General features: G+C 59.2%; 9 protein-coding genes. 3 read left to right on the top strand and 6 right to left on the bottom strand.

Translation table 11 applies throughout. The features are described 5' to 3' along the window. Window positions 1-312: 312 nt before the first annotated feature. The 3 genes from C2L66_RS34080 to speC all read right to left on the bottom strand — a co-directional run bounded on the left by C2L66_RS34080 (window position 313) and on the right by speC (window position 6,321). A complete protein-coding gene (locus C2L66_RS34080) occupies window positions 313-1,557 on the bottom strand; it encodes a hypothetical protein (protein ID WP_060608106.1) in 1,245 nt (414 codons plus the stop codon). Window positions 1,558-1,675: 118 nt separating this feature from the next. Continuing rightward, the gene (gene potE, locus C2L66_RS34075) at window positions 1,676-3,922 is read right to left on the bottom strand and encodes a putrescine-ornithine antiporter (protein ID WP_060608103.1); all 2,247 of its coding nucleotides are present in this window, start codon (window positions 3,920-3,922) and stop codon (window positions 1,676-1,678) included. Window positions 3,923-3,957: 35 nt separating this feature from the next. Beyond that, window positions 3,958-6,321 (bottom strand): ornithine decarboxylase, encoded by a 2,364-nt coding sequence (gene speC, locus C2L66_RS34070; protein WP_060608099.1) that lies wholly within the window; start codon window positions 6,319-6,321, stop codon window positions 3,958-3,960. A 1,235-nt stretch (window positions 6,322-7,556) separates the two neighbouring features. Between speC and arcA the strand changes: the two genes are divergently transcribed. The 3 genes from arcA to arcC all read left to right on the top strand — a co-directional run bounded on the left by arcA (window position 7,557) and on the right by arcC (window position 10,923). Further along, the gene (arcA, locus tag C2L66_RS34065; RefSeq protein ID WP_060610421.1) at window positions 7,557-8,813 is read left to right on the top strand and encodes an arginine deiminase; all 1,257 of its coding nucleotides are present in this window, start codon (window positions 7,557-7,559) and stop codon (window positions 8,811-8,813) included. A gap of 60 nt (window positions 8,814-8,873) precedes the next feature. Then, on the top strand, window positions 8,874-9,884 hold the full coding sequence (locus C2L66_RS34060; protein ID WP_060608096.1) for an ornithine carbamoyltransferase: 1,011 nt from the start codon (window positions 8,874-8,876) through the stop codon (window positions 9,882-9,884). 94 nt (window positions 9,885-9,978) lie between these two features. Further along, window positions 9,979-10,923, top strand: coding sequence for a carbamate kinase (gene arcC / locus C2L66_RS34055; RefSeq protein WP_060608094.1), 945 nt, complete (start codon window positions 9,979-9,981; stop codon window positions 10,921-10,923). A 1,095-nt stretch (window positions 10,924-12,018) separates the two neighbouring features. On the opposite strand, the gene C2L66_RS34045 is transcribed toward arcC, so the two are convergent. The 3 genes from C2L66_RS34045 to C2L66_RS34035 form a co-directional block, all read right to left on the bottom strand. Beyond that, a complete protein-coding gene (locus C2L66_RS34045) occupies window positions 12,019-12,873 on the bottom strand; it encodes a hypothetical protein (RefSeq protein WP_233445049.1) in 855 nt (284 codons plus the stop codon). A 261-nt stretch (window positions 12,874-13,134) separates the two neighbouring features. Next, complete coding sequence (locus tag C2L66_RS34040; protein ID WP_060608088.1) at window positions 13,135-13,740, bottom strand: hypothetical protein; 606 nt, start codon at window positions 13,738-13,740, stop codon at window positions 13,135-13,137. 78 nt (window positions 13,741-13,818) lie between these two features. After that, entirely contained in the window at window positions 13,819-15,270 is a 1,452-nt protein-coding gene (locus C2L66_RS34035) for a DUF2254 domain-containing protein (protein ID WP_063803394.1), read from the bottom strand. Between the last annotated feature and the right edge of the window lie 2 nt (window positions 15,271-15,272).

Here is a 15,272-nt window from a genome sequence, read left to right as displayed (position 1 = left end):
CGGCTCACCGCTGCGTGTCAATCGAGGGTGGTTTTAGACGCCCCGTTCGTGATTGCCTTCACGAACATTGACCTGACACGCCTATATCACACCGCCGATCGGGCGGATGCTGATTGATGCATGTCAAGTACCACGCAAGGCGACCCACCCTCGCGCGCCGCTTCGGTTTGACTATCGACATTCGCTTGCGCGGTATTGTTTGTGCGGACCGTCTCCGCGTGAGCCATCGGCAGGCGGATGGCGGCAGCGCCCGATAGCGTGCAAAGCGTCACGCCGGACTCAACGTCGACACTCAGGGGTAGCGATTGTTTCCTAAAAGACCAGTCCAAACAGTCTCTTTAGCAGTTCTTCCAGTGACATCATGGTCAACGCCAGCGGTACAATGGGTACAAGCACTGCAGCCGCGAGCCGCACGATGGCGTCCCGCGTAATGGGCGCGATACGCATGGTCCGCACTACATCGAAGCTGTTGGCGAGATCCGCGAGCGACTGAATATCTGCACTCCCCACCAGCGCCTCGCCGGCAGGTCCGCCGCCGCGCAGCCATTTGGCGTCGAACTCGCGCACGTACCTCTCGGCCAGCGCGCCGTATTCGCTCAGGCCCATACGCTTCGCCCGCGCCAACTGAGGCGCGAAAACCAGAAAGGGGCCAAATACGAGGAACAGCAGGAAGCAAACCATCGCACCCGTTTCAACCTTGAATTCCGTGAGTGCGGCACCAGCGAAGAAGATGCGGCCGGCGAACTGGGCGGCAAGCATTGCACCGTGCGCGACAAGCAAGGCCGTGAACGCATAGACGGTATTGGCCAGAAATCCCAGCCCGCCGACACGATCGGGATGTGTAGGAACGAGGTTCAGGTCGATGCGCGATACCTGCCAGAGAAACCGTGACCAGATAAACAATCGGAAATACCAGCGGACCAGGAGGAACTGGAATATCGGCACACTCACGTAGCCATACCAGAAGCCGGCGAGCGACAGCTTCAGGCCGCCTGATGTGGGTACTGCATACCAGGTCGCCGTCGTTTGCAGTGCGGTGTACTGACGCCAGACGATGAGGATGCCGACACCATAGACGAGCGCGACCAGCAGCAGCTCGGCCACTACCGAATTACGCAGCCGGAATGCCGCCCTGATGGCCTCGTCGAACCGCATTACGGAGCCCTCGGGAATGATTCCCCGGTCGATGAATGCTCGCGTGATTGGACGAAGGCGACGATGCACGACAAGCTCGGCGATGATCAGGATAGGCACAGCAACCAGGAAGCGAATGTGAACTTCCAGATCGAGCAAAAACGGCACAGCCACGCTGCGATTCAGAAGGTGCCCCTCAAGTGCTGCGAGCACAAGAAGTGGCAGCCAGGCCACGAGCGTGATGACGATCACCCGTTGCCGTATCAGTTCCATCGCATCGTCGGCCATATGAGTCCGGCGCAGCAACTGAAATAGCGGGCCGCCCAGCACCAGCGAGAAATTCTGCGTGTCCTGCAAGATATCGCTAGCGGACGGAGCCGTGTGTGAAGACCTTTTTGGTCCCAGGCCCAGGTAACGACTCATGGTTTGGTACCCTCCTACGCTGGATTGACTCATCCCCGATTGCGAACAACTCAGCCACCATCCACACCTGAGCAATGACAGACTGCCCGCTGCGGACCGCCTCGCTGACCCGCTGATCTCATTCCGGCAGCGCACTGAGCCGGAAGAAATTGCGCGTATCCGCATCGGGCGAACCGAACCACCTCGCGTACAACGCGGGAAACTCCGAAGTAGCGAATAGCCGGCTCAGTGTGCGATCGACCAGCAGGCGCAGATTGTCGTCTCCCCGAGCCATTCCGATAGCCACTGGCAGATAGGTAAAGTGCCGATCGAGCACCGTCAGGTCGCCAGATGCCGGACTGCTGCCGGCAACCGCGAGCAGCAGCGAACGTTCGCCAAAGAACACATTCGACTGCCGGTCCAGCACCCTGCGAACGCCCGACTGCACATCGGAGACGGGAACAACGGACGCAGCAATCTGGAATTGCGCAAGCCTGCCGCCGAGCCAGCGTTGTGCTGGCGAACCATCGACGACCGAAATGGTCTGCCGCGAAATCAGTTGCGCCGGAACCGCACGCCAGGTGGGGTGCGACGGAGTTGCTCCAGACAGTACTTCCTTCAGCCCGGCCGGCGCATCGGAACGCACGACAGCGCCGATTCCGCCTGGATACACCGGGATCGAGAACGACATGCCGGCCCTTCCCGCAAGCGTGTCTGCGTCTCCGCACAACAGGTCGATCCGGTGCTCCTGCACGGCGCGCAAACGGACGTCAGGCGTGACGGCTACCCAGTTGACCTTCAACGTACCGAGACCGCCCTCGGCCTTGATCTCATCGGCGATTTTCTGGCACAGCGCCACGGTGTACCCGGTGATGCGGCCAGTCTGGTCCTTGTAGGAAAACGGCTGCGCGTCGCTGAGGTAGCCCAGATTGATCGTGCCAGACTCTTTGACTCTCGCCAGCGTTCCCGCTGAAGCAGGCTCATCTGCGTGGGCTGGCCGTGGCAGCAGGCCAGCCAGCACGAGAAAAGCGATTGCCAGTGCAGCCACCGCAGAGGCCGCGGACGATCGTCCGGATGAAGTCACCGTGGTGAAGCGGAACGCCATGAAGCCGTAGATCACATAGCCGATCGCCATGACCAGCATGCCGCCGAGCACCGCGTCCTTGCCGGACGCATAAATCGCAAAGACGGAGTACGCGAGCGCGATAACCGTCACAATCGCATTGAGACGGTATTTGGCGGGCGTCGTGCCTGCGTTGCGCATCATCGTGAACAACGCCGACAGCGAAATGATGTACGGCAGCACATTGGTGACGACAGCCAGATTGACCAGTGCCGCAAACTGTTCGCTGAGATTCGGCGAAATGGTCGACAACGCCATCAGCGACTGGACAACGCCCATGATGACCATGCCTGCGATAGGTGCGCCCATGCTGTTCGCTTTGCCGAAAATGCCTGGGAACATCCTGCAGTCCGCCGCATCCTTGGCCGTCTGGGCCAGTGTGAACTGCCAGCCGAGCAGTGAACCCACGCATGCCAGCGCCGCAAGCGCCATCACGATCGAACCGACAGCCGGGTTGAACATGCGCGCAAAGGCCAGGCCGAACGGCCCCGTCGATGCGGCGAGGTCAGCATTGGGCACAATGCCCTGGATAGCTGCCGTGGACAGGATATAGATCACCGCCGCGCCCAATGTGCCGAACATGCACGCCAGTGGGACGTCCCGCTTGGGATTCTCGACGGCCGATGAGTTCTGCACTGCCGACTCCATGCCGAGGAACGCCCAGAGGGTCAGCGAAATGCTTGAACCCATGCCCTCAAGCAGGCTGACGCCCTTGGGATTCCAGGCGGCGGCAAATGTTCCGCCGTGGAACCAGAACCACCCGGCGATCGAGATGAACCCAACGGGCAGGATGACGCCCCATACGGTCACCGCGCCAATGCGTCCCGTGACCTTCGGGCCGCCAAAGTTTGCGACGGTAGTGAGCCACAGCAGCGCGATCACCCCAATGCAGGTGGCGACTGGTGACGATGTGAGCACAGGAAAGAACGCCGCGAGATAGCCGAGCGCCGAGCTTGCGACCGCAACATTCGCGATAGCGATTGACAGGAAGTAGAGGAAGAACACCTGGAAGTAGCCGTCCTTGCCATAGCCATCCTCAGCATAGGCTGCCATTCCTCCCGCGCGCTGGTTCAGCAGCCCCGCTTCGGCGAAGCCATAGGCAATAGCCAGCGACCCGACCGCCGTGACGAGCCACGACAGCAGGGAGATTGCCCCCACCTTTGCCATATTGGTGGGCAGCATGATGATGCCCGAGCCCATCATATTTACCGTAACAATGAACGTCAGTTGCACGACGCTCATCTTCCTGGGTTGATCAGACATGTTTGCCTCCCAACGGCTGGACCGTTCGACGCCGGCTATTCCCGGACAACGTAGGTATAGAAGCGGATACGGCCGCCTTCCCGTTCCTGGAACACGCCCTGCACTTCATAGTTGAAGCCGGGAAACCGGTTGAATGATTCCTGGAAAGCCATGAAGTAGTCGAGCATCGGTTGCGCGCGCTCGTCCCAACGTTCACCGGGCAAGACAACGCCAATGCCGGGTGGGTAGATCAGCGCAAGCGTCGCGGAGATGCGACCACGAACGGCGTCGAGCGGCACATACTCGACATCGTTTGCGACAAGCGACCCGTATGCGGCCTCGGGTGGCATTGCGAGTTCAGGGAAGCTTGACGCGCGAAAGCAGAGGCGCTGCAACTCCTTTACGTTGGATTCGCGATAGAAGTTGTGCATCTCGTTGCAAACCTGACGGAGCGTGTAGCCTGTATATCGTGCGCTATGCGCGGTGTACAATGTTGGCAGCACTTCGGCCAGTGACGCGTCGCGATCCCAGAGGTTCTTGAACCTGACGAGCCTGGCGATCAGCGTGTTCAGCTTGCTTTCGTCCTCGGCCGGTGTCATGAGAAAAAGGATGCTGTTCAGGTCGCACTTCTCCGGAACAACACCCTCCTCGCGCAGATAATTTGCGACGACAGTCGCGGGAACGCCGAAGCTCAGATAGCCGCCCGTCTTTCTATCGATTCCGGGCGTCAGCAGCGTGAGCTTGTTCGGGTCCACCATCGCGTACCCTTTGGCGTAGCCTGCATAGCCGTGCCATGCCGCCTCGGGATCGAATGCCCAGCATTGCTGCTCGCGCTTGATGACGTCTGTCGGCAGCGACTCCCAGGCCACGTTCTCGACGTCCGTCATGAATCTCGAACCACGTAGTGTCACAACGTCGGGCACGAAGGGATCGAAAAACCACTGCTCTTCTGTGCACTGCCCCGTGGCCGCGTAGTGGTGCACGAATTCGCGCAGCTTCTTGCGCGCCTCGATACCCAGTTCGATGCAACCGTCCCACAGCATCTCGCCCGCCTTTCCTTCATGGATCTTCGCGTTCACATCAAGCGAGGCAAAGAGCGGATAGAAAGGCGAAGTGCTCGCATGAATCAGGAACGATTCGTTAAACCGCCTGTGTTCGATGAAGCGCTTCTGGCCACGGATGTGTTCATCGCGCTTGTGAATCTGCGACGCCTGTGAAAAGCCGGCGCCCTGCTTATGCACGGATTGCGTCGAAAACAGTCCCGGCATATCGGGCGTCAATTGCTTCAGGCGCATCGGACTGTGATCTTCGAACAACGGGTGGAACGCGTTGTAGCCGATCCATGCCTCGTCCCACAGCACGTATTCGCACAGGTGTCCGATCTTCTCCAGCACCCTGCGTACGTTGTAGATAGTGCCGTCATAGGTATCGAGCTGGATGCACGCGAGACGGAATGGCCGCTCCGCCCTGCTGCGTGCGGGATCCCTCACAAGCGGGTTTGCCCGGATCTGCTCGCGCAGCCAGTCTTCGTCCCATGCGTCCCAGTCGACCGCGCCGATCATGCCGAACGGATTGCGTGCAGTCGGCAGGAAAACGGGAATGGCACCCGCCTGCACCAGCGCGCCCTGATGCACGGACTTGTGGTTATTCCGGTCGAACAGCACCAGGTCGCCGCGTCGCAGCACCGCACCCGTTACGATCTTGTTCGAGGTACTGGTACCGTTAAGGACGAAATAGGTCTGGTCCGCACCGAATACCTCAGCCGCGTGACGCTCGGCATCCGCCGCCGGTCCTTCGTGGATCAGCAGGTCGCCGAGATCGACGTCCGCGTTGCAAAGATCGTTACGGAAAATGCTTTCACCGAAGTGCTTGAAGAAGAGTTGTCCCGCGGGTGATTTCCGGTAGAACTGTCCGCCCTGATGTCCGGGACAGTCGAAAGCGATGTTCGCTTCCGCGTCGTAGGCAACGAGCCCTCCAAAGAAAGGCGGAAGGAGGCTCATGCCGTACTTCACAAGACTTGCGGCGACCTGTTTCGCGTAGAAGGCGGGAGTTTGCTGGCCAAGGTAGATATAGCCATCGACTTCGCCGAGCCCGCCCGCCACGACGAGGTCGGCGATGCGATGGGTGTCGGCCAACGCCCAGAGCGGGATATGAAAACCGATCGAGCGCACGCCAATCGCAAGGTTACGCGCCTGCTCAAGGTGTTCGCCGTCGACTCGTACGATATAAGCGCCAACATCTGCGTCTTCATCGAAATCCCGCGCGGTGCTGTCGGTGACCTCAACCCTTATGTTCTCCGCCGCAATCCCGTCGATAAGTTCTTTGGTATCGGGATCGTTGCGGTCAACGATCGCCACGACCTTCAGCAGTTTGTGGAAGGGGATGGGAATGGTCGGTGCCTTGACGGAACGGGGAACCATGGTCGCTCCTGCTGTTTGCACCTTGATTCAAGCACTGTGAGGCGGGCACTGATTGACCCAGATCAATCCCACCCGTGAACGTGTCGATACCCTGATTTCATACCTGAGGAGCGGTGCGCATGCAGCCTGGGCTGTCCGGTCGCTGCCCGGCAACCTGCTCACGACACGAGATCGTGGTGCACGGCAGTGATGAAACCAGTGATGCGCAAATGCGCGCGGCGAAGACTGCGGCGACCCTCGCCGATTTAAGATCGGTGAACTGCAACCGGCCTGAGGCGTATCGACCACTTCGAACTTGTCTACCAGTCCGAGTTGCCCCTATGTCCTGCGAAGCGTGCGCGAGAATGCAAGATAGCGAAAGCCCGATCGCACACGCGTGGCTGACGGAAAGACGCAGTCCCACGCGGTTGCATCGCCTCGGGCGGCCCCCGGTTGTCGTTCGCCACTTTCGCTGCAGCCTGTGCGGCACCAACTGGCTGTCGGAAAGCGACCCGCTGCAATCGGGTAATGTCGAGTGGCTGTGTCTGCATTACGCATCAAATGTTATCGCGCCCGTGTCAACGTTGAACCCGGGATCGGGATACGGTTCGCAGACACCGTGTATAGAAGCGACTCGTCCATCTTCAATGCCCGTGAAAGTTCCGCCGGCCCCGGCGCGTGAGGTGAACAGTAAGCGCGGCAAACCGGCAGTTCAAGGCCTTGGCTTGCGGTACTCCATCGATACGTTTCCCTGGCGAAAACGTGACTGAGCGTCGTCGCTTCAGTCGCCGCCATACTCTGATGTGAAACGAAGCGAAGCTCAGCATCATCTGGATTTCCTCCGTTACAAATGACTATCCCAGCAGACCCGACGCTGTCTCGCGGTCACGGACCGGCTAACCAAAGCTGATTTCGAAAACCTTCAATCACGTGCGGTCGAGCGGCAACACATCAGATGACTTCGCGCTCTCCACTCACTGCGCGGAGCCAATTTCCCGCGTTTCTGGTTACCCGATGACACGTTGACGCAGGTCAATCGGTAACCAGGGACCGCTCATATGCTGGCAGTGAGTTCTTCGGTTGAACTGACACCGCTGGCCAGGCGGTCAGGCGTTGCATAGGCGAAATGCCAAGCGGGCCAGCCCACGTCCACGATGGTCGAATAACTCGTCTTTGCGGCGGTTGCAACTGGAGCGCTAATCGCTGCATTGAGCTTTTACAGGGGTTCCTCACGCTCTGATCGCAGGAGACACATGATGATCACGGAAAGAACGAAATTTGGAGTTCATTCGGAAGCGGGCAGACTGCGCAAGGTAATGGTCTGTTCGCCAGGACTTGCGCACCAGCGCCTGACGCCAAGCAACTGCGACGAGCTCCTGTTCGACGATGTTATCTGGCTGGGTCAGGCCAAGCGCGATCACTTTGACTTCGTCACCAAGATGCGAGAGCGCGGTGTCGAAGTACTGGAAATGCACAACCTGTTGACAGAAGCAGTGCATAACCCCGAAGCGCTGAAGTGGATCCTGGATCGCAAGATCCGTCCGGATACCGTCGGCATCGGGCTCGCCAACGAGGTTCGCGCGTGGATGGAGGAACTGGAGCCTCGCAAGCAGGCCGAGTTTCTCATCGGCGGTGTCGTCGCGGAAGACATCCCCGATACGGCCGAATCGAACACGCTCAAGATGTTCCGGCAGTATCTGGGTTACTCCAGCTTCGTCCTGCCGCCGCTGCCGAACACGATGTTTACGCGAGATACCACCTGCTGGATCTATGGCGGTGTCAGCCTCAACCCAATGTACTGGCCAGCCCGGCGCCAAGAAACCCTGCTGACTACGGCGATCTACAAGTTCCATCCGGACTTTGCGAACGGGGAATTTGCCGTCTGGTACGGCGATCCGGACCGCGACCACGGCATGTCCACGCTGGAGGGCGGCGACGTGATGCCCATCGGCAAGGGACTGCTGCTCATCGGAATGGGCGAACGCACGTCGCGCCAGGCCATCGGCGAACTCGCGCAGAACCTGTTCGCGAAGGGTGTCGTCGAGCGCATCATCGTGGCCGGCCTGCCGAAGTCCCGCGCTGCAATGCACCTCGATACGGTATTTACGTTCTGTGACCGCGATCTGGTCACGATATTCCCCGAAGTGGTCAATGAGATCGTTGCATTCTCGGTGCGGCCCGACGAGTCTACGGGAACGAAGCTCGATATCCGCCGGGAAGACAAACCGTTTATCGACGTCGTCGGCGATGCGCTCGGACTCCCAAAGCTGCGTGTCGTCGAGACGGGTGGTAATAGCTTTGCCGCCGAGCGCGAGCAGTGGGACGACGGCAATAACGTGGTTTGCATCGAGCCCGGCGTGGTGGTTGGCTACGACCGCAACACCTACACCAACACGTTGCTGCGCAAGGCAGGCGTCGAGGTGATTACGATCACCGCGAGCGAACTGGGACGAGGCCGCGGAGGCGGTCATTGCATGACGTGCCCGATCGTCCGCGATCCCATCGACTATTGACTCACGGCGGCGGTCGCCGCCAGCGCGCCGCCTCCGAACTGACCTGGACGGGAGAACACCATGGCCTTCAACCTGCGCAACCGAAGCCTGCTGAGCCTGATGCATCACACCAATCGTGAGCTTCGCTACCTGCTCGACCTGTCGCGCGACCTCAAACGCGCGAAGTATACGGGCACTGAACAGCAGCACCTCAAAGGCGTCGAAATCGCGCTCATCTTCGAGAAAACTTCGACGCGCACTCGCTGCGCGTTCGAGGTCGCCGCACACGATCAAGGCGCCAATGTCACCTATATCGACCCGCATTCGTCCCAGATCGGACATAAGGAGAGCATGAAGGATACGGCGCGCGTGCTTGGGCGCATGTATAACGCGATCGAATACCGCGGATTCAGCCAGGAAGTCGTGGAAGAACTTGCGCGCTATGCAGGCGTGCCTGTCTTCAATGGTCTGACGGACGAATACCATCCGACGCAGATGCTCGCGGACGTGCTGACCATGCGCGAACATAGCGACAAGCCGTTGAACGACATCAGCTATGCGTATCTCGGCGACGCACGCAACAACATGGGTAACTCGCTGCTGCTGATCGGCGCCAAGCTGGGCATGGACGTGCGCATCGGCGCGCCAAGATCGCTCTGGCCTTCTGATGAACATGTCGCGGCATGCCGGAAATTTGCCGAGGAAAGCGGGGCACGCCTCACGCTCACCGAAGACCCCAAGGCCGCCGTCGAGGGCACCGATTTCGTTCACACAGATGTTTGGGTGTCAATGGGCGAACCTTTCGACGCCTGGGGCGAACGCATCACTGCCCTGCTTCCATATCAGGTCAACATGGACCTGATGAAGGCGACGAAGAATCCGCGGGCGAAGTTCATGCACTGCCTGCCGGCTTTCCATAACAGCGAAACAGAAGTGGGCAGACAGATTGCCGAAAAATACCCGGCGCTTACGAACGGAATCGAGGTGACCGATGACGTATTCGAGTCGCCCCTGAATATCGCGTTCGAGCAGGCGGAAAACCGCATGCACACAATCAAGGCGATCCTCGTCTCGACACTCGCGGACATCTGAGCAACCCTTATCGAACCGGCTGCGACGTCATGGCGCGAGCGTCAGCGACGCCTGCGCCATGCGCCGTCGGCCATGGACCAGGAGGTATTACATCATGCGTATCGTGATTGCCTTGGGAGGGAATGCGCTGCTGCGGCGGGGTGAGCCGATGACGGCCGAAAACCAGCGTGACAACGTGCGACTCGCCGCCCGGCAGATCGCGCTGGTCGCGCCGGGCAACGAAATCGTCATTGCACACGGCAACGGTCCGCAGGTCGGGCTGCTGGCCCTCCAGGGCGCAGCCTACAAGGAAGTCGAAACTTATCCGCTCGATGTTCTCGGTGCGCAGACGGAAGGGATGATTGGCTACCTGATCGAGCAGGAACTCGGCAACCTGCTGCCTTACGACGTACCGTTCGCAACGATTCTCACGCAGGTCGAGGTCGATCCACATGATCCCGCCTTCCAGCATCCGACCAAACCGATTGGTCCGGTGTATCAAAAGGAGGAAGCTGAGCGGCTTGCAAAAGAGCGGGGGTGGAGCATCGCGCCGGACGGCGACAGATTCCGTCGGGTGGTCGCGAGCCCTCGCCCAAAACACATCTTCGAAATCCGCCCTATCAGGTGGTTACTCGAGTACGGCACGATTGTCATCTGCGCGGGCGGTGGCGGCATTCCAACCTGCTACGACGCTAATCACCAATTGATCGGCGTCGAAGCGGTTATCGACAAGGACCTGTGCTCCGCATTGCTCGCGCACGAACTGGCTGCAGACATGTTGATCGTGGCAACCGATGTCGATGCGGCGTACGTTGGCTGGGGTACACCGGATAGTCGAGCCATCGCGCAGGCACACCCTGACGAACTCGAAAAGCTCGGTTTTGCAAGTGGCTCGATGGGTCCGAAAATTCAGGCGGCGATCGAATTTGCCCGTCTTACAGGCAAGGACGCTGTCATCGGCTCACTTTCCGAAATCAAGGCTATTACGGAACGCCGGGCCGGTACATGCGTGAGCATAGGCGCGCCAGGGGTCCGATATCGCGCCTCTCCCTCCAGCTAACGCACCTATGCAGGCGGACGGTCTGGTAAGCGCTTATCAATTTAAAGTACGACCCATGGCAGACCGGTACCCCGACCGCCTGCTGTTCTCCGCAGTCACGGCATACTTGGTGTCGCTGCTATCCTGACAGGGTACCGAATCGCCCGCCGGCATTCCGCCTATTCGCGCGAGCCACGAAAGGTAATGCGCCATTCCAACGCAAAGCGGTGTGGTATCGCGGGCAGCGGCCGTCACGGTCACTGTGGTCATTCGATTACGGATTCGATTACGGGTAAGCCGATGCTTGAGATGGAAACGACAACTGAGACCGGCTATGAGCGTGGCGTTCACAGATACGCGATGCCGCCGCTGATCGTGTCCTTACATCCGCGGCAGCACATTCGCTGGCACATATAGCGCGAATCGCCTGTCTTCGCCTTAATGAAGGTGCCCTCGGCGCATTGGCGATCGGCATTTACAGCCCCTCACTCGCCCTGCATCTAGCCGTCGCACCACTCGCAAGCATCTAAGCGTTTATGCGGTTGTCCCGGTCGTTCAGCGTTCTGTTGTCCCGATGCTGAGCCCGGTCTCGACAAAACTTGCGGACGCGGCTGCCGTGTCGTCGTGGATTGCTCCACGGACAGCCTGACTGCCGGTTGTTCGATTGCACCCGGCGGGTCCGGCGCCACCGCTGCGCCAATCAGGAATCCACTTGATGTGAGGAAGATTGCGGCAAGAAGAAAGAACTCCATGTTGTGTCTCTTTCATGTTAGGGGTCGTGTCGGTGCGGCTGCGAGGGTTCGTATGTAGCATCGGCAACATCAGGTTCAGCGTCCGCAGCCGCAAGACACAGGAAATCCGCGCACTGCCTCCGCGCCCGCTGCTACATGACGACGGGCAATGAGCGAGTCGACTGGCCATGTGCGATGTCTGCCAGAGAGACCACATCCAACGAGCCACCACGGTTACAGGTGTCGCCTTGAGAATGTGTAAGTGACAAAAACCCGTCGATCTCGTATCCCATCGTAAGAGGATAGACGTTCGGGAAGTTGATTCACGTCATGCTTTTCAAAGCCTCCAGATGCACAAATAACCCTGGTTTAACCGCACCGTGATTCAATGTATCGCCTTGCCGGTTGATTGTTCTCGTAAAGGAAGCGGCGCCTGTGCTGGCTTGTCCTCCGACGTTCCCTCGAACGGCTCCATCGCCGACCCGCTTATCGCGGGCAGCAGCACAAAGTCACGCTCCGTTTCGGACATCCTGGCAATGGCATGCAGCGTGACTCTTGTCGTCCAGCACACGTCAGCCGGCGTCGCCGCGGACGGGTGGACTACGTATTGCTGATAACGGTCCATACTTGCGGGGTCCGCATCCAGTTCCATGACGATAGCCCGAGACAGTCCCTCGATAGCCGAGTCGTACTCCGCCTGCGTCGGAAGCCGCACGGTGATGTCGGATACGCTACTCACCAGCACTCTGTAAAGCAACCTCAGATAGAGCGCTGCGTCTGCATCGGACATCTGGGAAAACGTGATGCGATTCATCACTGCGTGCATGTCGACAAGCTCAAAACAGTTCACGGGAACCAGTTCATCGAGCAGACGTGTAAAGAGTTTCAGGTAATCCAGACGTTCATTCGGCGTCAGGCGCGCAAGTCCGCTCGACATCATCGCTTCCCGTTTGCTCTCGTCGACAAAGACCTGAAAGAGAGCATGCATTCCACCTGGGATACGCGCTCCAATAGTGGGATCGTGCACGATCATGTCGACCCACTCCGCCAGAACATGGGCTTTCTGAGATCCCGGAACGATTCCGTTTTGATCCAGTACATCGTCGAGACTGTCGCCTCGAGGCATCGACGGAGCTATCGTAACCGCCCCCACGTCGGGCGGGCCCGCGCCGGGAACGTGATGAACAGCAGCGCTGGCATGCGACGAAAGCAGAATCGAAAGCCATGCGAGGGCGAGCAAGCTGTGCTTCCTCGTGAGCGTGAGAAACCGTAAGATCACCTTGTTCTCCGGTAAAAATATTGCATCGAAGGCGGCCGCGATACAGCGGCTTCGTGACCCTCCGAACCCGGCGTCGTCACCCCATCGCGATCTACAGGTTCTGCGAGCCGCACTCTTCGAGTTATTATTCGCAGGCCGATTACCCGCCCAATGCAATGATTACCGCTCTGCACGCCGCACTTATTGAAATCGAAGATGAGCGTGCCGTGTCTCTCCAGGCAGCTACCGTATCGGGACGCCGTCGTGCGATATCTGGATGGCCGTGGCCTCGGCAAAATCGACGCGCACACTGTCACCTACCTTCAGCCCATTTAAAAGACCATCGGACGATGCTTCCAACGTCACCGTGTCGGTCGCACCGCGCAACGTCAGTTGATGCTTCGCACGATCGATCTGTTCGACCGTCACCAACGCCTGGACTCTGTGCATCGACAGCGACGACGCTACCGACTGCGCGGTGCTAAATCCACTGTCGATGCGCTCACGAATTCCATTCGACGGACTCTTTCCCGCTCGAATGAGAAGCGCACGGCGATAGGTGATAGAGACTTCATCGCCCGTCTTTAGCGTGCTGACGTCGCCTACGGATCGATCTACTTGCACGTCGACCGGATCACCGCTGTCTTGAAGAAGAGTGATGCTATTTCGCTCGACATCAATCCCGAAGATGACGGCTTTCGTGTGGACCACACTAGTCCCGGAAAATTGCGTCGATTGCGTCGAGTCGGTCGGCTTGGGCTCTTGACCCAAGGCGTCGACCGCTGTTCCCATCGCCGCCGACAGCGCAGCTATGGCGATGAAAGATTTGAAGAGCCATAGATCGCTCATAAAATGTTCTCCCGGTTAAAAGATCAGGGGTGGCCTCGCACGGGGCGAGGAGATCATGCTGTACGTTAGCCCGCATGCTTACGGAACCTGCCCCTGGCTGGCGTCTGTCATTTGCTTCTGTTCGATGTCGATTGCCGATGTCATCGGAGTGACGCATTCCGATGCACCCCCCAGCCCTTGGGTGTCGGGAATCCTTGCTAGCGCCCTGTCCTCCTCGAACATGTGCTCTCGCATGATCGCGGCATCTAGCAGCTCCAGTTCACGGCGCAACGCCTCATGGCGCGACACCGTCAGCGTTTTCATCAGGTTTTCGATCATTGCGCGCAAACGTCTGTCGATTTGCATGCTGCCGGCGCCGCATTGCCGTATTTCCCTGATACTGATGTGCACGTAGTCGCGCCATTGGGGGGTGCGAAAGAGCACGCGAGCCTCACCTCGGCCGTCCCTTACCGGTCGATCGGCAAGCGATCGTTTGCCGACCACGCGCAGCAGCCTGTGCAACTGATCGATAGCCAGCACGGCTGTCGTAGGATCGTTGATAGCGGGAGATAAAGCTTTCAGTGCGATATCGACCTCGATCCTAAACGCGAACATTGGATCCTGCTCCATGGTTCTTTCCGTACCGAGGGCAACGAGGCTCTGTAACCTGCGCTCGTCGGTTTCGCCGATCGCGACGCTCCCAACGTGCAGATAAAACAGCGGTTCGTCCGTTGCGATGAAATCGCCAACCTGAACTGCGAACTCAATGAGGCAATCGAGACGCTCGGCCTCCCGAGCCAGCCCGCGCAGATTCGCCGCAAGGACGACCCCGGAGTGTCCCCGGTAAGGGATCATTCGCCGACCCTGCACACCGTCCTTCAACGCACGATCGCCATCTGCTGCCGAGGCCCACGCTGGTATCGGGGTATGCCCGAAGGCCTGTGTCGCTGGAACTCCCTGGCGCCCGTCTTCATCGAGTGTGCACGGATAAATGTGACGGATGACCGCGAAGCCTTGATCGGCCACGCGCCCTATCAGGCTGACCGGGCGCAGCAACCGCGCCGAGTAATCGATCAGCAGTATGAATGCGACCAGCGAGGCAAGTCCGATAACCGTGGCAAGAAACACCTGCAGTTGCGGCACAATCACGGACTGGCCTAGCTCCGCCATTGTCCTGTGCGTCCACAGAAGCGAAAAAACAAAGAGTCCTACGATCCACCGGATGACGTTATCGCGCAGCAGCGTCGTGGCAATGATGCGTGGCGTGTATTGTCCACCTGCCACCTGAATGGCGACGAGCAAAGAACCGAAACTGAATACCAGACAGGAGAGGTTCAGCGTGAATATCCGGTCGAGAATCGAATGGGCCTCGTCGGCATTGACGGCAAGGAATCCGCTCTGGAGATCATATGCATGGTAGGTAGCCAGCCAAGTACCCACATACTCGGCAATGCGCTTCAACGCAATGCCGGCAATCACCGCAAGAATGGGCACGATCCACAGCGAGGAGCGAACATAGCTGATCACGCTGTATCGTCGGTTCCAGGCCATGC

The organism is Paraburkholderia caribensis (genome assembly GCF_002902945.1).
GTDB classification, from domain to species: domain Bacteria; phylum Pseudomonadota; class Gammaproteobacteria; order Burkholderiales; family Burkholderiaceae; genus Paraburkholderia; species Paraburkholderia caribensis.
The sequence above is the reverse complement of the archived record's forward strand: the minus strand, read 5'-3'. Positions and strand labels throughout refer to the sequence as shown.

Excerpts from the sequence above, each read along its gene's own strand:
- C2L66_RS34040 (WP_060608088.1), bottom strand. The coding sequence starts at position 13,740 with ATGAGCGATCTATGGCTCTTCAAATCTTTCATCGCCATAGCTGCGCTG.
- C2L66_RS34080 (WP_060608106.1), bottom strand. The coding sequence starts at position 1,557 with ATGAGTCGTTACCTGGGCCTGGGACCAAAAAGGTCTTCACACACGGCT.
- potE (WP_060608103.1), bottom strand. The coding sequence starts at position 3,922 with ATGTCTGATCAACCCAGGAAGATGAGCGTCGTGCAACTGACGTTCATT.
- C2L66_RS34035 (WP_063803394.1), bottom strand. The coding sequence starts at position 15,270 with ATGGCCTGGAACCGACGATACAGCGTGATCAGCTATGTTCGCTCCTCG.
- arcA (WP_060610421.1), top strand. The coding sequence starts at position 7,557 with ATGATCACGGAAAGAACGAAATTTGGAGTTCATTCGGAAGCGGGCAGA.
- arcC (WP_060608094.1), top strand. The coding sequence starts at position 9,979 with ATGCGTATCGTGATTGCCTTGGGAGGGAATGCGCTGCTGCGGCGGGGT.
- C2L66_RS34060 (WP_060608096.1), top strand. The coding sequence starts at position 8,874 with ATGGCCTTCAACCTGCGCAACCGAAGCCTGCTGAGCCTGATGCATCAC.
- speC (WP_060608099.1), bottom strand. The coding sequence starts at position 6,321 with ATGGTTCCCCGTTCCGTCAAGGCACCGACCATTCCCATCCCCTTCCAC.